Source organism: Curtobacterium sp. MCLR17_055, from assembly GCF_003234305.1.
Taxonomy (GTDB): Bacteria; Actinomycetota; Actinomycetes; order Actinomycetales; family Microbacteriaceae; genus Curtobacterium; species Curtobacterium flaccumfaciens.
In genome coordinates, this window is sequence record NZ_QKSX01000001.1 from 203,279 (window position 1) to 222,248 (window position 18,970).

At 70.9% G+C, this 18,970-nt stretch carries 16 protein-coding genes; 3 read left to right on the plus strand and 13 right to left on the minus strand.

The genetic code is table 11. The annotated features are described in order from the left end of the window. Nucleotides 1-48: 48 nt before the first annotated feature. The 4 genes from DEJ09_RS00905 to DEJ09_RS18315 all read right to left on the minus strand — a co-directional run bounded on the left by DEJ09_RS00905 (nt 49) and on the right by DEJ09_RS18315 (nt 3,334). Nucleotides 49-1,029 carry an alpha/beta hydrolase gene (locus tag DEJ09_RS00905; RefSeq protein ID WP_111032819.1) on the minus strand — a complete coding sequence of 327 codons (981 nt, stop codon included), beginning with the start codon at nt 1,027-1,029 and terminating at the stop codon, nt 49-51. Then, the gene (locus DEJ09_RS00910) at nt 1,022-2,563 is read right to left on the minus strand and encodes an MFS transporter (protein WP_309146924.1); all 1,542 of its coding nucleotides are present in this window, start codon (nt 2,561-2,563) and stop codon (nt 1,022-1,024) included. The genes DEJ09_RS00905 and DEJ09_RS00910 overlap by 8 nt, the downstream gene beginning before the upstream one ends. A gap of 147 nt (nt 2,564-2,710) precedes the next feature. Continuing rightward, complete coding sequence (locus tag DEJ09_RS00915) at nt 2,711-3,163, minus strand: flavin reductase (protein ID WP_258373754.1); 453 nt, start codon at nt 3,161-3,163, stop codon at nt 2,711-2,713. 3 nt (nt 3,164-3,166) lie between these two features. Next, nucleotides 3,167-3,334: a hypothetical protein gene (locus tag DEJ09_RS18315; protein ID WP_258373747.1), complete on the minus strand. Its 168-nt coding sequence runs from the start codon at nt 3,332-3,334 to the stop codon at nt 3,167-3,169. Nucleotides 3,335-3,467: 133 nt separating this feature from the next. Between DEJ09_RS18315 and DEJ09_RS00920 the strand changes: the two genes are divergently transcribed. The 3 genes from DEJ09_RS00920 to DEJ09_RS00930 all read left to right on the plus strand — a co-directional run bounded on the left by DEJ09_RS00920 (nt 3,468) and on the right by DEJ09_RS00930 (nt 5,522). Next, entirely contained in the window at nt 3,468-3,830 is a 363-nt protein-coding gene (locus DEJ09_RS00920; RefSeq protein WP_111022117.1) for a hypothetical protein, read from the plus strand. An 11-nt stretch (nt 3,831-3,841) separates the two neighbouring features. Beyond that, nucleotides 3,842-4,651, plus strand: a complete 810-nt coding sequence (locus DEJ09_RS00925) for a hypothetical protein (RefSeq protein WP_111087352.1) — start codon at nt 3,842-3,844, stop codon at nt 4,649-4,651. A 64-nt stretch (nt 4,652-4,715) separates the two neighbouring features. Continuing rightward, nucleotides 4,716-5,522 (plus strand): isocitrate lyase/phosphoenolpyruvate mutase family protein, encoded by an 807-nt coding sequence (locus DEJ09_RS00930; protein ID WP_111087353.1) that lies wholly within the window; start codon nt 4,716-4,718, stop codon nt 5,520-5,522. A 101-nt stretch (nt 5,523-5,623) separates the two neighbouring features. Here the strand turns inward: DEJ09_RS00930 and DEJ09_RS18320 are convergent, their stop codons facing one another. From DEJ09_RS18320 to DEJ09_RS00975, 9 genes are all read right to left on the minus strand, one after another. Then, a complete protein-coding gene (locus DEJ09_RS18320) occupies nt 5,624-6,586 on the minus strand; it encodes a glycoside hydrolase family 16 protein (RefSeq protein ID WP_258373748.1) in 963 nt (320 codons plus the stop codon). A 291-nt stretch (nt 6,587-6,877) separates the two neighbouring features. Beyond that, entirely contained in the window at nt 6,878-8,203 is a 1,326-nt protein-coding gene (locus DEJ09_RS00940; protein ID WP_181433216.1) for an alpha-hydroxy acid oxidase, read from the minus strand. Next, nucleotides 8,200-9,687, minus strand: a complete 1,488-nt coding sequence (locus tag DEJ09_RS00945) for a rhamnulokinase family protein (protein WP_111087354.1) — start codon at nt 9,685-9,687, stop codon at nt 8,200-8,202. Before DEJ09_RS00945 ends, DEJ09_RS00940 begins: the two co-directional genes overlap by 4 nt. 45 nt (nt 9,688-9,732) lie before the next feature. After that, nucleotides 9,733-11,781 carry a bifunctional aldolase/short-chain dehydrogenase gene (locus DEJ09_RS00950; protein WP_111087355.1) on the minus strand — a complete coding sequence of 683 codons (2,049 nt, stop codon included), beginning with the start codon at nt 11,779-11,781 and terminating at the stop codon, nt 9,733-9,735. A 40-nt stretch (nt 11,782-11,821) separates the two neighbouring features. Next, nucleotides 11,822-12,994 carry an L-rhamnose isomerase gene (gene rhaI / locus DEJ09_RS00955; RefSeq protein ID WP_111087356.1) on the minus strand — a complete coding sequence of 391 codons (1,173 nt, stop codon included), beginning with the start codon at nt 12,992-12,994 and terminating at the stop codon, nt 11,822-11,824. A 181-nt stretch (nt 12,995-13,175) separates the two neighbouring features. Further along, entirely contained in the window at nt 13,176-15,494 is a 2,319-nt protein-coding gene (locus DEJ09_RS00960) for a family 78 glycoside hydrolase catalytic domain (RefSeq protein WP_111087357.1), read from the minus strand. 119 nt (nt 15,495-15,613) lie between these two features. Further along, a complete protein-coding gene (locus DEJ09_RS00965) occupies nt 15,614-16,492 on the minus strand; it encodes a carbohydrate ABC transporter permease (protein ID WP_111038202.1) in 879 nt (292 codons plus the stop codon). Beyond that, nucleotides 16,489-17,421, minus strand: a complete 933-nt coding sequence (locus DEJ09_RS00970) for a carbohydrate ABC transporter permease (protein WP_241660435.1) — start codon at nt 17,419-17,421, stop codon at nt 16,489-16,491. Before DEJ09_RS00970 ends, DEJ09_RS00965 begins: the two co-directional genes overlap by 4 nt. A 5-nt stretch (nt 17,422-17,426) precedes the next feature. Further along, nucleotides 17,427-18,746 carry an ABC transporter substrate-binding protein gene (locus DEJ09_RS00975; RefSeq protein WP_111029963.1) on the minus strand — a complete coding sequence of 440 codons (1,320 nt, stop codon included), beginning with the start codon at nt 18,744-18,746 and terminating at the stop codon, nt 17,427-17,429. Between the last annotated feature and the right edge of the window lie 224 nt (nt 18,747-18,970).

Consider the following 18,970-nt stretch of genomic DNA (forward strand, 5'->3'; position numbering starts at 1 on the left):
AGCAGGTCCCGGCACGAGCACCACGATGCGCTCGTGCCGGGGCTGCCGTCAGACTGCCGGGTTGAGGAGGCGACCGGTGAACTCGCGCAGGGCCCGCACGGCCCGCTGCGACAGCGTCGCGTCGGGCATCATGCTCGTCGATCCGTGGAACGCTCCCGGCCACACGTGCAGTTCCGCCTGGACTCCTGCCGCCCACAGCGAGCTGGCGTAGGCGACGGTCTCGTCGCGGAACACCTCGGTGCTGCCGCAGTCGATGTACGCGGGTGGGAGCCCGGTGAGGTCGGTCGCGCGGCCCGGTGCGGCGTAGACGGAGACGTCCTCGCCACCCCGCCGGTCACCGAGGTAGGCGTCCCAGCCGAACCGTGTCATCTCCCGGTCGGCGACCCCGACACCGTCGAACTGCCGAGCCGACAGCGTCGCGTCGCGGTCGTCGAGCATGGGACTCACGAGCACCTGGCCGATGACGGAGGGCCCCTGTCGGTCGCGGGCCAGGAGGGCCGTGCCGGCGGCGAGACCGGCACCGGCGCTCTGCCCGACGAGGACGATGCGCTCCGGGTCGATGCCGAGTTCGTCGGCGTGCTCGGCTGCCCAGACGAGACCGGCGTAGCAGTCCTCGACCGGGTACGGGTCCGGGTGTTCCGGAGCCAGGCGGTAGTCCGGGCTGACCAGGACGACGTCGTGCACCAGCAGCCACTCGTCGTAGGAGTCGAGGTTGCCGAGGTGGTGGCCGAACATCATGCCGCCGCCGTGGATCGCGTAGGCCAGGGCAGCCGTGCCGGTGCGGCCGGCGCGTTGGATCACGGCGAGGTCGATCGGGTCGCCGCGGTGCCCCGCGATCGTGATGCTGCTCCGCTCGAGGCCACGAGCACGCAGTCCTTCGTCGAGCTGCGCCTCCGTCATGTCCAGTTGTCGCATCTGCGGCAGCATCTGGGTCGTGAGGTGGAAGCGGCCTCGCGCGTCCATGGCCGTGAGGAAGGGCACGAACTCGGGATCGAACGGCGGGCGGGGGAGGGCGATGGTGTCAGGCACGGGAGGTCTCCTCGGTGATGGTGATCGGGTCGGGCTGTGCAGGCGTGGTGTTGGCAGGTTCGGACGAGGCCGCGTCCTCTGGTTCGACGGCGGGCCGGGCTCGGAGCATGCCGACCACGACGAGCAGCGCTGCGACCGCGGCGAGACCGAGGCCGGCGACGGTGAGGGCGTCCTGGAAGCCCTCGAGCCGGGCGGTGGTCCAGGTGGTCGTGGTGATGCTCCCGGTGACGAAGGCGGCGACGATGGTCCCCGCCGCAGCGACGGCGGCACCGCCCGCGAGCTCGCTCGAGGTGTCGACGAGCGCCGCTCCGACGGAGGCGCGGTCCGCGGGCAGGCCCGTGAGGACGGACGCGCCGGCGACGACGCCGACGACCCGCATGCCGGCGGCGACGAGCACGAGCGCGACGAGCACCCACGGGTACCCGTGCCGGCTCAGGGCGCCGAAGACCGCGAGACCGGAGACGACCGAGACGGCGCTCATCCAGGCGGCGCGGCCCAGGCCGACCCGCTGCACGAACGGCCCGACGAAGCGGCCGCCGACGAGCAGCACGACCACCTGCGGCAACGTCCCGACGGCGGCCAGCGCCGGCGGCCAGCCCCAGGCGAACTGCAGCTGCAGGGTCACGAGGTACGACAGTCCGGCGACGGCCAGACCCGACGCGGCCTTGAACGCGAGGCCGCTCGAGACGAGTGGTCGGGCGAGCAGGTGCAGGTCGATCAGCGGGTGCTGCGCGGTCCGCTCGCGGGCGACGAACCCCACCGCGCAGGTGGCGGCGAGGGCGAGGACTGCCCACCCCCACCAGTCAGTGGCTCCGGACTCGACCAGGATCGTCGGCGTCACGAGTGCTCCGGCCGTGGTCACGGTGCCGAGCAGCGCTCCGACCACGTCGACCGGATCGCGACGGAGCCCCGCCGCCTCGTCGCGTGCGACACCCAACCGGATGCCGACGAGCGCGAGGACCGCGATCGGCACGTCTGCCAGCAGCAGCACCTGCCACGGGGCGACGGCGAGCACGAACCCGCCGACGGTCGGACCGACGGCCAGCCCCACGAGCCCGGCCGTCGAGATGACGGTGAGCGCCCGCACCCGGAGGCCTTCGTCGTCGAAGAGGCGGAACGCCAGCGCCATCGACCCGGGCGTCGTCATCGCCGCGGCGACGCCCATCGCGACCCGCACGGCGATCAGTTGCTCGGTCGACGTGACCACCGCCGTGGCGAGGCTCGCCAGGGCCAGCAGCACGAGCCCGGCGAGCATGACCCGACGGCGTCCGATGCGGTCGGCGACGGCGCCGAAGAGCAGCATCAGCCCTCCGAAGGCGACCGAGTAGGCACCCGAGACCCACTGCAGGCCCGTCGTCGACGAGCCCAGGTCGCGGCCGATCGTCGGCAGGGCGACGTTGAGCACGGAGTTGTCGAGCATCTCGAACAGGAACACCGCGGACAGCCCGGCGAGGGCGATCCAGGCGTCGCGCAGACGAGGCGACGAGTCACCGGCGGGTACGTGCCCGGTGGTGAGAGGGGGACTGGGGGACACGATGGCGCACTCCTTCGAGGGAAGAAGTGGCGACTCGTTCGATGCCGCGTGCTGGTGCGTCGCAGATCGCGGCGCCTTTTACCTCAGTGATCGAGACCATACACGGCCTGCACGCTCGAGGAAAGTCCGCGGTCGGGGCCCCTCTCGCTACCGGTACCACTCCTCGTCGACGCCGGCGAGCCGCGACGGGTGGAGCTCGCCGCCGAGGCCGTAGAACCGCTGGAAGCTCATGATGAGCGGACGCCACAGCTCGGGATCGATCCGGTTCGCGGTCCCCGCCATGCGGATGGAATCGTGCACGTGGACGCGGCTGATCGAGGCTTCGAAGACGAAGGTGCCGTCGTCTGATGCGAGCGGTCGCGTGTGCACGACGTGCGCTTCGAGGTTGACCGGGCACTCGTCGATCCGTTCCGTACGGACGGTGTCGCCGGGGCGGCCGTGGAGCCCGGCGAGGCGGAGCTTCTCCGGTTCGTGGCGGTAGCGGACGTGGGCCTTGCCGGCGGGGACGGGTGATCGTCCGGTCGTGAGGGCGAGCGTGTCCACCGCGGCCACCAGATCAGCGGACGGGAGGTTGATGACGCACTCACCGGTGGCGAGCAGATTCTACGCGGTCTGGGATCGGCTTCCCATGCCGAGGACGGCGGTCTTCCCGAGCCAGAAGACCGACGACATGGGGGCGGTGTTCGTGGTGCCGTCGTCAGCGATGGTGCTCAGCAGCGCCACAGGTGTGCCGAAGTAGAGGGTCGCAGGGTCGATGGGGCTGTGGTGCACGGCGCTCGGCTCTCGGTCGGGCTTCGCGGCGGTCGCGGGCTCCGAGCCAGTCTCGCCAAGCGCGGGAGTGATCACTGGCGGTTTCCCGACATCGCAGTTCGAGGTGGGAAGGGGCAGGACCTACCCTGGACGGATGCTCTCCCGCCGCGAAGCCGCCGTCCGGCTCGACATCCCCCTCGAGATGGCGACCCGCCACGGCATCCCGTCGCGCCTCAGCGAAGCGGAGCTCGACGCGATCGAGCAGGACCCGCCCGCCTGGCTCGTGCAGTCCCGCGCCAACCGCACCGGCACCAAGAAGGTCTGGACGCGCCTGGAGTGCGTGGTCTGCGGCTTCGACGAAGAGGCGCGCCCGAAGAAGTGGTGGCCCGAATGGGACTACCTGATGTGCGACTACCACGCCCCGTACCAGGCGCCGGAGCCCACCGCCGGGTTGACGCGGCGCGAGGTCGAGGGCATCGGCAGCCGCTTCATCGCGCTCGTCGACGAGAAGCTCTGAGCAGCAGCACGATGCGCCTGCTGAGCGATGCATCGCGGGGCGACTGGCTCGTCGCGCGTGCCGGGCGTTGGGCGAGCGTCGGTGGTGTCGCGGGCACCGGGTTCGAGGCGTACGCACGCCTGTTGCACCCGGTCGGCGCGCACCGGGCGGACCTCGACACCACGGACGAGTGGGGCGACCACCCGGACGTCGAACACACCCGCTGGCGGTGGTCGGAGGTCGCGCGCCGCAACGACCGCGTGATGCACCCCCTGGTGCAGTGGCAACGCCTGACCGACGACGAGCAGACGACGTCGTGGGCCGACGGCTGGCGCGTGGACCAGTCGGACGACGGGTGGTTCGACCCGCAGGACCTCGCCGTCCTCACCACGCACCTACGGAGCGCGACGTCGACCCCCGAAGACCTGGTCGTCGGAGCGTGGGAGGGGACGGGCGGGCCGCCGTCCGCTGAACGCCGGCACCGGATCCGACGTGCGCGGGGCTTGATGGCCTGGCCCGCGCGGGACACCTGGCTCTTCAGTGCGACCCTGGACGAGCTCGTCGATCCGTCGTGGGCGCAGCGGGCGGTCCCGGGTTGGGAGAGCTTCGGGCTGCACGGCCAGGTGGCGCCGCACACGACGTTCATCTGGCCGGAGGACCACGCGTGGGTCGTCGCCGCCGAGGAGGACTGGGACTCGACGATCGTCGCCGGATCGCGCGCGCTCGTCGACCGCGTGCTCGACGACGGCCGGTTCGAGGCGTTCGAGGTCCGCGAGCACGACGACCTGTCGTGGGACGGAGACCTGCTGAACCCACGCAGGTCTCCTCGCCCCGAGGGCTGAGCGGCCCCACCGCGTCGTCCGGAACCCGCCAGCTCGTCCGCGCTCGGACCGCTGGGATCGAGGGGTGAACACCACTTCGACCAGAGCCGCGACCTTCCACGGCCTCCACGACCACCGATCCCGGCCACTCGTCCTCGTCAACGTCTGGGATGCCGTGAGCGCCCGACTCGTCGGGGATGCCGGCGCGACCGCGATCGCCACGACCAGTGCGGGCGTCGCCTGGTCCCTCGGGCGACCGGACGGGAACACCCTGACCCGCGCGGAAGCGATGGACGCGGTCGCGCGGATCGCGGCTTCGGTGTCGGTGCCGGTCACCGTCGACATCGAGTCCGGGTACGCCGACGACGCGGACGGCGTGGCGCGCACGGTGGACGCGGTGCTCGAAGCGGGCGCCGTCGGGATCAACATCGAGGACGGCAGGTTGCATCCGGATGCGCTCGCCGACCGGATCGGGGCGGCCCGGCGCGCGGCGGACCGAGCCGGGGTGCGCCTGTCCGTCAACGCACGGACCGACGTCCACCTCGCCGGTCTCGTCGATCCCGAACGACTCCTGGCCGAGACGCTCGAGCGTGCTCGTCGCTACCGCGGAGCCGGCGCGGACGGCGTGTTCGTCCCCGGAGTGCGAGACGTCGAGACCATCCGTGCGCTGGTGGAGTCGATCGACGGCCCGGTGAACGTGATGGCCGGTCCGGGGTCGCCGACCGTGGCGGAACTCGCCCGGCTCGGGGTGGCCCGCATCAGTCTCGGTTCCGCCGTCGCGCAGGCCGCGTACGCCGTCGTTCGGCAGGCCACGGCCGAGCTGCGGACCACCGGCACCTACGACTCGCTGGCGGGCGGGGTGGACTACGCGGACCTGAACGCGCTCTTCTGAGCGGCGCGCGACGCCCTGAACGCGACCACACGGACGGACGGGAGGCCCGGTGCCAGCTGGCACCGGGCCTCCCGTCCGTCCGTGGTGCGGACCTGCGGACGCTACTCGGTCGTCGAGACCCAGTCGATGAGCAGGTTGCCCTGCTCGCCCCAGTTGCCGACCTGGAACATGAAGCGGTGCGGGGTCGTCGGCACGTCGTGCGTGACGGTGCCGAGTACCTTGCCGTCGACGCTGTAGGTCACGGACTCACCGGGGACCCAGTCGACCTTGTAGGTGTGCCAGTCGCGCCACGAGACGCCGGTGCCGAGCTGGACGCGCTCGGCTTCCTTGCCCGGGGTCATCGAGTGGTGGAACACCGAGGGGCTTTCCTCGAAGTTGCCCTCGGGGAAGTCGATCTCGCCGTCGGCCCACACGTTCGACGTCGGCCACAACATGAAGGCCGCGCCGTTGCCGTCGCCGCCGGTCGCCTTCGCGCGGACCGAGAAGGAGCCACCGACGTGGTCCCAGGCGCCGGCGGAGGAGCCGAAGGTGCCGGCTGCTCCGGCACCGGTGCCGAGGGCGACGTCCATCACGCCGTCGTGCACCGACACGGTCTTGCTCGGCGCGTAGATGCCCGAGGTGCCGTCGGGGTAGGGCTGCCACGACTGCGGGTACAGCGACTGGACGAGGCCGGTGACGGCGTTCGTGGTGAAGTCCTCGACGAACGGGGCGTCCGGTGCGATCGCGGACAGGTCCGCGGGGGAGGCCTCCGCCTCGGGCGCGGCTTCCGGCGCTGCTTCGGACTCGGGCTCGGCCTCTGCGTCGGGCGCGGGCTCGGCGACGGGGGCCGAGTCCTCGATCGGCGCGGAGTCCTGCTCGGGCTCCGCATCCGGGGTCCACTCGTCGGTGGGGGCCGGGGTCTCCGTCTCGTCCGGGGCCGGCGTCGGGGTGGGGTTCACCGGGGCGTTGTGCCAGCGGCGTTCGCCGTCCCAGCCCCACCACGTGCGGGCGGAGGCGGCGGTGGGGACACCGAGGACCAGGGCGCCGGCGGTCGCGACCGCCAGGATCGCGCGGTGGCGGATCATCGGGTGCCCCCTCGGGTTGTCGGGGGCGTGGACGTCGTGCGTGGGGTCGTGCCGCGAGAGGGCGTGCACGTGCTTCGGGTCGAGATGTCGGGCTCCTCGTGGATGCTCGGGCGCAGGATGCGGGGAGGGACGGACGCACCAGCCGGCCGGATGCCGAGGGTTTCGTTGACACGTCCACGGACATCTTGCATCATTTGTGACCCGTTCGGGGGGCGTCACGGAAATCGACCGACGAACGCCCGGTGTCCGCCGCCCGAACGTGCACGATGCAACGCGCGGGGAGCCGACCGCTCAGGCCCGGGGGATCGGCTGCAACCGCTGCAGCTGCGTCACGTGCCCCGGCTCGAGCTCGTCGAGCGAGGCCACCCCGAGCAGCCGCATGGTCCGCTCGATCTGCTCGGACAGGATCTGGATCATCCGGTCCACCCCGGCCTCGCCGCCCGCCATCAGCCCGTACAGGTAGGCACGGCCGACCATCGTGAACGTCGCCCCGAGGGCGACCGCGGCGACGATGTCGGCGCCGGACAGGATGCCCGTGTCGAGGTGCACCTCGGTGTCCTTCCCGACCTCCTTGACCACGGAGGGCAGCAGGTGGAAGGGGACGGGGGCGCGGTCGAGCTGCCGGCCGCCGTGGTTCGACAGCGTGATGCCGTCGACGCCCAGGTCCGCGAGGCGCTTGGCGTCGGCCAGCGACTGCACGCCCTTGACGACGACCTTGCCCTGCCACTGGTCACGGATCCAGGCGAGGTCCTCGTAGGTGACGGTCGGGTCGAACATGTGGTCGAGCAGCTCGCCGACGGTGCCGGACCAGCGGTCGAGCGACGCGAACGCCAGCGGTTCGGTGGTCAGGAAGTCAAACCACCACCACGGCCGCGGGATCGCGTTCACCACGGTCCGGGCACTCAGCTGCGGCGGGATCGAGAACCCGTTCCGCTTGTCCCGCAGCCGCGCACCCGCGACGGGGACGTCCACGGTGACGAGCAGGGTGTCGAAGCCGGCCTGCTGGGCGCGGGAGACCAGCGCCATCGACTTCTCGCGGTCCTTCCACATGTACAGCTGGAACCAGTTGCGCCCGTGCGGGTTGGCGTCGCGGACGTCCTCGATCGCGGTGGTGCCCATCGTGGAGAGCGAGAACGGGATACCGGCACGTCCGGCGGCCCGGGCACCGGCCCGCTCGCCCTCGGTCTGCATCATCCGCGTGAAGCCCGTCGGCGCGATGCCGAACGGGTACGACACCGGCGCCCCGAGCACCTGGCGCGAGGTGTCCACCCGCGACACGTCCCGCAGGATCGCCGGGGTGAACTCGATGTCCTCGAACGCCTGCCGCGCGCGGGCCAGTGAGATCTCCGCCTCGGCCGCGCCCTCGGTGTAGTCGAACGCGGCCTTCGGGGTGCGGCGGGCGGCGATCTCCCGCAGGTCCCAGATCGTCAGGGCCTGTTCGAGGCGCTGCCGTCGACCCGGCAGCGACGGCTTCTTGAACTGCATGAGCGGCGCGAGGTCCCGCACCGTCGGCAGCTGCCGCTTGACCCGCGTGCGAGCTGCGGACGCGGACCCGGTCGCGGGCGCCGGTGCGCCGGTTGCGGGGTCGATCCGGTGCTGGTCGTCGGTCGTGGTCATGCGTGGCTCCTGACGGGGGATCGATCGGGATCGGCGCGCGACGACGCCGACGGGGTGTACCGCACGGGCTCGACGCTCCGTGCGACGATGCTGCGGAGTGCCTCCAGTGAAGCCCCTCCGAGGCCCGCGAGTCCAGCGGCGCGCGCCTGCACCAGCACGTTGCCGAGTGCGGTGGCCTCGACCGGTCCGGCCACGACCGGCAGGCCGGTGCGGTCCGCGGTCAGCTGGCAGAGCAGCCGGTTCTGCGAGCCGCCGCCCACGACGTGCACGACCCGGATGGTCTTGCCGGTCACGTCGGCGATGGTGCGCAGGGTCTCGGCGTACGCCGTCGCGAGGGACTCGAGGATGCTCCGGACGAACTCCTCCCGCGACGCGGGGGCGCTCAGCCCGTGCGCCGCGCACCACACGGCGATCCGCGCCGGCATGTCGCCGGGCGCCGTGAACGACTCGTCCGCGGGGTCGAAGACGGGGACCGGGGCGGTGACGGCCGCGGCGGAGGCGAGCAGGGCCTCCAGGTCGACGTGGTCGCCACCACGCTCCCAGGTGCGGACGCTCTCCGACAGCAACCACAGTCCGGACACGTTCTTCAGGAACCGGACACGGCCGTCGACACCGCCCTCGTTCGTGCAGTTCGCGCGTCGTGCCGCGTCCGACAGGACGGGCGCGTCGAGCTCGACGCCGACGAGCGACCACGTGCCCGACGAGATGTAGGCGAAGTCCGGCTCCGTCGCGGGGACCGCGACGACGGCGCTCGCCGTGTCGTGCGAGCCGACCAGGGTCACGTCGGCCTGCCCGCCGACGAGCTCGGCGACGGACGGCAGCAGGGGGCCCAGTCGGTCGCCCGGGTCACGCAGCGTGGGCAGCAGCCCGGCCGGGAGGCCCGCAGCAGCCCGCATCGCGGGGTCCCACCCACGGGTGGTCGCGTTCAGTGCCCCGGTCGTCGAGGCGTTCGTGCGCTCGGCCGCCTCGACCCCCGTCAGCCAGTACCCGAGCAGGTCGGGGACGAGCAGCGCACGCTGCGCGAGCTGCAGTGACGGGTCGGCAGCCCACTGGAACAGGGTGTTGAACGGCAGGTGCTGCAGGCCGTTCCGCGCGTACAGCTCGGTGGCGTCCATCCGGTCGTGCACGGGGAGGACACCGCCCTGGTGCCGGTCGTCGCGGTAGTGCGACGGCAGCCCGAGCAGTCGGCCGTCGCGGAGCAGGCCGTAGTCGACCGCCCACGAGTCGATGCCGATGCTGGCGATCGCGGGGTGCTCGGCGAACGCGCGTCGCAGCCCCTCGGTCACCTGCCGGTACAGCTCGACGACGTCCCAGTGCAGGGCGTCGCGGCCGGTGTCGGCGTCGCCCTCGTGCAGGGTGACGGGGCCGTTCGGGAACCGGGCGACGTGGTCCATCCGGACCCCGTCGGGGTCGACGTGGCCGACGATCACCCGGCCGCTGGTGGCCCCGAGGTCGACCGCGGCGACGCTGCCGCTGGTGTGCATGGTCTGCTCCTGCTCGGTTCGTTGGTCGTCGCTCGTTGGTCGTCGCTACCGCAGGAAGGCCGCGGCGACGCCGGCGTCGACGGGCACGTGCAGGCCGGTGGTGTGCGAGAAGTCGTCGGTGCAGATGGCGTAGACGGCGTTCGCGACGTTCTCGGGCACGACCTCGCGCTTCAGGATCGTGCGCTGCGCGTAGAACTTGCCGAGGTCCTGCTCCTCGATGCCGTACGTCTTGGCGCGGTTGGCGCCCCAGCCGCTCGCGAAGATGCCGGAGCCGCGCACGACGCCGTCGGGGTTGATGCCGTTCACGCGAACGCCGTACTCCCCGAGCTCGGCCGCGAGCAGCCGCACCTGGTGGGCCTGGTCGGCCTTCGTGGCGGAGTACGCGATGTTGTTCGGCCCGGCGAACACCGAGTTCTTCGACGAGATGTAGACGATGTCGCCGCCCAGGCCCTGCTCGATGAGGACCTTCGCCGAGGCCTTCGACACCAGGAACGAGCCCTTCGCCATCACGTCGTGCTGCAGGTCCCAGTCCTGCTCGGTGGTCTCGAGCAGGCTCTTGGACAGCGACAGCCCCGCGTTGTTCACGACGAGGTCGAGGCCGCCGAAGTGCAGCAGGGTCTGCTGGATCGCCTGGTCGATCGCGGCGGCGTCCGTCACGTTCGCGGCGACGCCGATGGCTTGGTCGAGGCCGCCGATCTCGGCGGCGGTCTCCTGCGCCTTCGCCAGGTCGAGGTCGGCGATGACGACGGCGGCGCCCTCGGCCGCCAGGCGCTTCGCGATCGCCTTGCCGATGCCCGATGCGGCTCCGGTGACGAGGGCGATGCGCGTCGCGAGCTTCTTGGGTGCGGGCATCCGCTGCAGCTTCGCCTCTTCGAGGGCCCAGTACTCGATCCGGAACTTCTCGGCCTCGTCGATGGGGGCGTAGGTGCTGACGGACTCGGCACCGCGCATCACGTTGATGGCGTTGACGTAGAACTCGCCGGCGACGCGGGCGGTCTGGGCGTCCTTGCCGTACGAGAACATCCCGACGCCGGGCACCAGCACGATGAGCGGGTCGGCGCCGCGGATCGCGGGGGAGTCCGGCGTCCGGTGCCGGTCGTAGTAGGCCTGGTAGTCCGCGCGGTACTGCTCGTGCAGTTCGTGCAGGCGGGCGGTCTGCTCGTCGACGCTCGACGAGGCCGGCAGGTCGAGGATGAGCGGCTTGACCTTGGTGCGCAGGAAGTGGTCCGGGCAGCTGGTGCCGAGGGCCGCGAGTGCTTCCGCCCGTTCGCTCGCCAGGAACTCGAGCACGACGTCGCTGTCGGTGAAGTGCCCGACGACCGGCTTGTCGTGCCCGGCGATGCCGCGGATCGTCGGGGCGAGGGCGGCGGCGCGTGCGCGACGTTCGTCGGTCGGCAGTGCTTCGAACCCCGCTCGGAGGCCGCCGAACGGGTCCGCCGTGCCGTGCTCCGCGAGGTACTGCTCGGCGGTGTCGATGATCCAGCGGGAGTTCGCCTCGGCCTCGTCGCTCGTGTCTCCCCACGCGGTGATCCCGTGGCCGCCCAGGATCGCGCCGATCGCCTGCGGATGGTCACGCTTGACGCCTGCGATGTCGAGCCCGAGCTGGAACCCGGGCCGGCGCCACGGCACCCAGACGACCCGGTCGCCGAAGATCCGCTCGGTCAGGGCCGGACCGTCCGCCGCCGTGGCGATCGCGATGCCGGCGTCGGGGTGCAGGTGGTCGACGTGGGCGGCGTCGACGAGGGCGTGCATCGCGGTGTCGATCGACGGCGCAGCACCGCCCTTGCCGTGCAGCGTGTAGTCGAACGCGGCGACCATCTCGTCCTCGCGCTCGACCCCGGGGTAGACGTCCTGGAGGGCACGGACGCGATCGACGCGCAGGACCGCGAGGCCCGCCGGAGTGAGGGTGCCGAGGTCGCCCCCGGAGCCCTTCACCCAGAGCAGCTCGACCGGTTCGCCCGTGACCGGGTCGGTGTCGGTGCCCTTGGCGGAGGTGTTCCCGCCCGCGTAGTTCGTGATCCGCGGATCCGAGCCGAGCGCGTTCGAGCGCGCGACCAGCGCCCGGATCGTGGTGTCTGCGTCGGTGCCGTGCATTGCGGGGTCCACCCGTGCCTCCACTGTGTTCGTCATGTTCCTACGCGCCCCACCCGGCCTGGACGCCGCCGACGCGGTCCTCGGCGATGGACTGCTGGTAGCCCGAATCCAGGTACGCGCGCATCGGGTTCGCCGGCAGCCCGCGGGACTCGCGCCACTCGGCGAGGTCCTTCCGGACGTCGGTCTGGTACGCGTCCATGAAGACCTCGTTGGCGCCGAGGACGTCGTGTGCCTCCTGCGCCGCGGTCAGTGCGACGCGGTCCAGGAGCAGCGCGCGGGCCGTCATCTCCTGCACGTTGAGCACGGAGCGGATCTGGCCGGGGATCTTGTCCTCGATGTTGTGGCACTGGTCGAGCATGAACGCGACGTCGGGGTTGTCGTACCCGCCGCCGCGGATGACCTCGACCAGGATCCGGAACAGCTGGAACGGGTCCGCGGCGCCCACGATCAGGTCGTCGTCGGCGTAGAAGCGCGAGTTGAAGTCGAAGGAACCGAGCTTGCCGAGGCGCAGGAGCTGCATCACGATGAACTCGATGTTCGTGCCGGGGGCGTGGTGGCCGGTGTCGAGGCAGACCATCGCCTTCGGCCCGAGCGCCGCCGTCTGCACGAAGCTGGTGCCCCAGTCGGGGACGTCCGTGTGGTAGAACGACGGCTCGAAGAACTTGTACTCGAGCACCAGTCGCTGGTCGGCACCGAGGCGGTCGTAGATCGTGCTGAGCGACTCGTGCAGGCGGTCCTGGCGGGAGCGCATGTCCTCCTGCCCCGGGTAGTTCGAGCCCTCGGCGAGCCAGATCTTCAGGTCGCGGCTGCCGGTGGCGTCCATCACGTCGATGCAGCGCAGGTGGTGGTCGATCGCCTTCTGCCGGATCGTCTCGTCGACGTGGGTCAGGGCGCCGAACTTGAAGTCGTCGTCCTGGAACGTGTTCGAGTTCACGGTGCCGAGCGACACCCCGTGCTCCTCGGCGTGGCGCTTGAGGTCGGCGAAGTCGTCCACCAGGTCCCACGGGATGTGCAGCGCGACGGTGGGGGCCAGGCCGGTGTACTCGTGCACCTGGGCGGCGTCGGCGATCTTCTCGTACGGGTCGCGCGGGGTGCCCGGCGTGCTGAACACCTTGAAGCGGGTGCCGGAGTTGCCGAAGGCCCAGCTGGGCAGCTCGATCTGCTGTCGTGCCAGCTGGTCGGCGATGCCGGCGAAGCTCGGGGTCGATGTCATCGTGTCACTTCCTCGTGTGCGATTGAATCGTTTCATACAGTACGGCGCGCGGCGGTCTGCCGCAACCGTGGTGGGTGGGGCGGTGCCGCGGGGTGCTGTGGGCGGGGCGGGGAACCAGGTTCCGGATACGGCACCACGCACTTCCGCGGTGTTGTGTCCGGAACCTGGTTCCGGCAGCCCCCTACCCGGCGGGGACCGCGGCGGGCGCGCGGAGGTCGTGCGTTCCGCCGCCGAGCCACTGCTCCGCAGCACCCGGCAGGCGCACCACGGCCGAGACGCCCTCGGGCACGGTCGCCCGGACGCGCAACTCCCCGTCGACGAGCTCCCACCGCACCGCGACGTGCCCGTGCACGGTGTCGAGCGAGGTCTCCGCCCACGTCAGCCCACCGCCCGGCTGCGGCGCGATCAGGACGGCCGAGTACCCCGGCGACAGCGGCGACAGGCCACCCACCACCCGGTGCATCCAGTCCGCCACGGCACCGAGTGCGTAGTGGTTGAACGAGGTCATCTCACCCGGGTTGATCGTGCCGTCCGGCAGCATCGAGTCCCACCGCTCCCACACCGTCGTCGCGCCCATCGTCACCGGGTACAGCCACGACGGGCACTCCGTCTGCAGCAGCAGCCGGTAGGCGTCCTCCAGGTGGCCCGTCTGCGTCAGCGCGTCGGTGATGGAGGGCGTTCCCGCGAAGCCCGTCGAGATCCGGTACCCGGACGCCTCGACCAGCTCGGCGAGACGGTCGCCGGCCACGGCCTGCTCCTGCTCGGACAGGATCCCGAACACGATCGCCAGCGTGTACACCGTGGTCGCGTCCGACAGGATCCGCCCGTCGTCCTGCAGGTAGTGGGTGCGGAACCCGGCCTGGAGGCGCGTGGCGAGTTCCCGGAACTCCGCTGCTTCCGCCTCGTGGCCGCCCAAGAGCTCCGCCGCGTCCGCCACGATCGTCGCGGACCGGTAGGCGCAGATGGTCGCGACGACGCCCTTGTCGGCCTTCGCGTCGGCCGGGGCCTCGGGCGGGGCGTCCGGGTCGAGCCAGTCGCCGAACTGGAACACGGTGTCCCACAGGTCCTCCGGGGACAGGTGGTCACGGACCCGGCGCAGGTGTGCGGCCATCGAGTCGAACTGCTCCTCGAGCACCGCGGTGTCGCCGTACGCCTGGTACAGGGTCCACGGCACCCAGACGCCGGCGTCCGACCAGACGGCGGTCGCGTCGGGCGTGCCGAAGTCCTCGGCGGGGGAGTACTTCAGCACGTCCGGCACCACGAACGGGATGACCCCGTCGGCGTGCTGCTGCTCGAGCCAGACGTCGCGCAGCCAGTCGGCCAGGAACGTCCGGGTGTCGAACAGGTACGAGGCCGTCGGGGCGAACGCGGCGATGTCGCCCGTCCAGCCGAGTCGCTCGTCGCGCTGCGGGCAGTCCGTCGGCACGCTCAGGAAGTTGCCCTGCATGCCCCGGACGACGTTGTCGTGGAAGGTGTTCAGCAGCTCGTGGCTCGACGCGAACGTGCCGGTGCGGGTGAGGTCCGACCCGACCTGCACGGCGGTGACCGCGGCGCGGAGTTCGTCGTGCGTGCCCGGCCAGCCGTCGACCTGCGCGTACCGGAACCCGTGGAACGTGAACCGGGGCTCGAACGTCTCGGGCTCGTCGTCACCGCGCAGGGTGAAGTGGTCCGTCGCCTTCGCGGTGCGCAGTGGGCGGGTGCCGAGCTCGTCGTGCTCCAGCACCTCGGCGTGCTGCAGGGTCAGCACGGTGCCGGCCGGGCCGGTCGCGGTGACGCGGAGCCACCCGACCAGGTTCACGCCGAAGTCGAGCAGGGTCGCTCCCGACGGGCTCGTCCAGATCGCCACCGGGGCGATCTCCGCCAGCGGGCGCACCGGCGGCACCGTGTCGGCGACGAGTTCGCGCTCGCCGATGTCGACCGTGTGCACCGTGCTCGTCCGTCCCTGGTGCCCGTTGACGCTGGGCACGGTGACCTCGCCGGGCGTCAGGAACGAGCCGTCGCGGAGTCGGGCGTCGATGTCCTGCCCGTCGTAGAGCTGGTCCGCGGTGATCGCGCTCGACAGGGCCTGCCAGTCGGTGTCGGTCGTGACTCGCTGCTCGTGCCCGTCGGCGAAGGTGATCCGGAGCTCGGCGAACCCGGCGCGCTCGTCGGTGTACCAGCCGCCGCCGCCGCCCCAGGCCAGTCGTCCGGCGGCCCAGCCGTTGCCGACGACGAGCGCGAGGACCGCCGGCTGCCCGGGGACCGTGTCCGTCAGGTGCTCGGTGACGTCGTGCGAGACGACGCGGATGCGCCACTCGTAGCTCGTCCACCCCGGTTCGAGCAGGTGGTCGGAGACGCGCTGCCCGCCGAGCCAGGCCTCGACGACGCCGAGGGCGCTGATGCCGAGGGTGGCGGCGGTGACGGCGCCGTGGCCGTCGTCGAGGGGGAACTCCCGACGCAGGATCGGGGCGCTGCCGAGGTCGGTGTCGGCCGCGATGAACGGTGCGGTCCAGGTGGTCATGTGGTGGTCCTTTCACGCGACCGGTCGTCGTCGACCGGTGCGGGGGTCGTGGGCCCGGCCGTCCGCCCGGGTGGGCGGTGTGGCGGAGGCGGGTCGCGCCTCCAGGCCGGGGTGGGCGGTCAGCCCTTGACGGCGCCGCTGGTCATGCCGGCGACGATCTGACGGTTGAAGAAGACGTAGAGGATCAGCGGCGGGATCGTGATGAGCAGCACGTCGGTGAACAGCAGGTTCAGCTGGCTGACCGACTGGCTCTGGAACGCGTAGAGCGTCTGCTGCACCGTCGCGTTCTCGGACCCCGGCAGGAAGTACAGCGGGTTGGTGAAGTCGTTGAACACCGTCACCGACTGCACGAGCACGACCGTGATGATCACCGGCTTGAGCAGTGGCAGCACCACCCCGAAGAACAGGCGGATCGGGCCGGCGCCGTCGAGCACGGCGGCCTCGTCGAGCTCCTTCGGGATCGTCGCGACGAACGCCCGGAACAGCAGGATGCAGAACGACAGGCCGAAGGTCGCCTCGATGAGGATCATCCCGCCCATGGTCTTGAACAGGTTCAGACCCTGCAGCACCCAGATGGTCGGCACGATCGCCGGCGGCACGATGAGCCCCGCCAGCACGAAGAAGTTGATCAGGGCGTTCCACCGGCTCGGGCGCCGCTGCAGGACGTACCCGACCATCGCCGAGAACACGACCATGACGGTGACGCTGCCGACGGTGAGCAGGGCGCTGTTCCAGAACGCGCGGAGGATCCCGCCGTCACCGCTCTGGAACACCGCCTGCAGGTTCTGCCACAGCTGCCAGTCGGTCGGCAGGCTGAAGCCGAGCTGGTTCGCCTCGGCCGGGTTCTTCGCCGCCTGGAGCAGGACGAACACGAACGGCACCAGGAAGACGACGAAGCTGACGACGATGGCGATCGAGCCGATGATCCACCGGCGGGCGCGGCCCGGGTGGCGCGACCGCGTCGGGGTGCTGACGCGGGGGCTGGTGAGCGCGGTCACAGCTCTGCCTCCTTGCGGTTGAGGAGCCACGAGATCGGCACCATGATCGCCGTGACGACGACGAACAGGACCACGTTGCCGGCGGTGGACAGACCGTAGAACCCGGCCTGGTACTGCTTGTAGATCACGCTCGCGATCACGTCGCTCGTGAACCCCGGCCCGCCGCCGGTCATCGCCCAGATCAGGTCGAACGACCGCAGGCCGCCGATGAGCGACAGGATGATGACGGTGCCCATCGCGGGGCGGGACAGCGGCAACGTGATGTTCCGGAAGATCGACCACGCGCTCGCGCCGTCGACCCGTGCCGCCTCGAAGTACTCCTGCGGGATCGCCACGATGCCGGCGATGAAGATGAGTGTCGCGATGCCGACGCCCTTCCAGACGTCCACCGCGGCGACGCTCCACAGGGCGAGCGCCGGGTCGGTCAGCCACCCGGGGGTGGGCAGGCCGACCGAACCCAGCACGCCGTTGATGATCCCGTGGAACGGGTCCATCAGGGCCTTGAACGTGATGCCGATGCCGATGGTCGACACGAGCACCGGGAAGAACACGACCGCCCGCAGGTAGCCGCGCCCCAGCACGGGCGACGTGAGGAGCAGGGCGAGGGCGAGTCCGAGGACCACCTTCGCCGCGCTCGTCACGAAGCCGTACTGGAAGGTGTGCACGAACCCGGAGACGAGCTGCGGGTCCTGGAAGAACCGGACGAAGTTGTCGAAGCCGATGAAGGTCTGGTCGAACAGCGTCCAGCGGGTGAGCGAGAAGTAGAACCCGGCGAAGGTCGGGACCGCGAAGAACACGACGTACAGTGCGATCGCGGGGATGAAGAACCACGCGGGGTAGAACGAACGCATCCGCTTGCGCGCTGGTCCGGGGCGGCCGGCCTTGCGTGTCTGCGGCGGGGCCACCGCCGTCGTGAGGGTCGCGGTCACGCCGATCACCAGCCCTTGATGCCGAGCTGCTGTGCCTGCTGGACGACGTCGTCGTCGTACTGGTCGGCGCCCTTGCTCGCGGTGGTGATGCCCGAGCCGACCTGCACGCAGATCTTCTCGAGGTTCGGGCCCTTGATCGGGGACAGGAACTCGAGCGCGGGGCTGGCCTTGCCGTCGTCCAGGTACTGCTGCAGGTCGTCGATCATCGGGGGCACGTCGTCCGGCAGCGAGCAGGTCGAGATGACGTACGGGCCGGCGGGGGTGCCGGTGTCGTTCTGCACCTGGCAGCCCTCGGTGGAGTTCGCGAAGGCGACGAACTTCTTCGCGGCCGCCAGCTTGTCACCGGTGGTCGTCTTCGGGATGTACAGGCCGTTCGGCTCCCAGATCGTCAGGTTCGTGTCCGCGGCGTCCTCGGCCGGCAGGGCGAACGCGCCGATGTCGTCGACGGCGTCGGGGGAGTCCTGCTGGATCGCCGAGATCGCGTTCGTGAGCATCGGGTACTGCGCGCCGGTGCCGTCGGCCAGCATCTTCAGGCCGTTCGCCTGCGTGGCCGAGGCGTAGTCCTCGTTGTAGAGGTCCTTGTCCTTGCCCTCGGCGAGGTGCTCGAACCCGGCGAGAGCGGGTTCGTCGGCGTAGGACTCCTTGTTGGCGGTGTAGTCGTCCGCCCACTTGTCGTCCTGCGCGGTGATGTTCGCGAAGTCGCCGAGGACGAAGAGCTGGCTGGTCCAGGTGTCGCCGTAGGTCTGGATGATCGGGGCGACGTCGCCGGCGTCCTTGATCTTCTCGCTGTTGCTGATGAACTCGTCCCACGTGGTCGGGACCTTGAGGCCGAGGTCGTCGTAGACCTTCGTGTTGTAGAGCACCGCGCCGCCGAAGCTCGTGCCGAACGGGGCGCCGTACATGCCCTTGTCGGTGCTGACGACCTTGGTGAACTGCGGGTCGACGTCGCTCGCCCACTTCTCGTCGGACAGGTCCACCAGGGTGTTGTCCGGGTTGAGGGCCTGCATGAGCGAGCCGGAGTTGTAGTTGAAGACGTCGGCGGCCTCGCCGGTCGACAGCCGGGTCTTGATCAGGTTGTCGCCGTCGGTGCCCTGGGGGCGGGTGTCGAACTTGACGGTGATGTCGGGGTTGGCCTTCTCGAAGGCCTCGATGAGCGGCTTCGCGGTGGCCGCGGTGGCCGGGGCGTTGTCGGCCTGGTAGGTGATCTCGACCTTGCCGCCGCCTTCGTCGGCGGAGCCGCCGGACGAGCACGCTGCGAGCCCGCCGATCAGGACCGTCGCGCCGCCGATGGCGATCGCGCGCTTGGTCACGGAACGAACTGACATTCCTTACCTCCTCGTAAGGCCCGGGGCTGGGGTACCCCGGGTGAAACGGACCCGGATCCCGCGCCGTCGCGGGGTCCGGTTACTGCGTGTTAGAACGTTTCAATCAGGATGGAACCACGAGGATTGAAGCGTGTCAATCGCTGTGCCGATTTCGTTACGCGCAGCTCGTTCGCTGGTTCGCTCGTTCGTCGTTCGGTGCGAGGTTCCACGCTCGGTGACGGGCG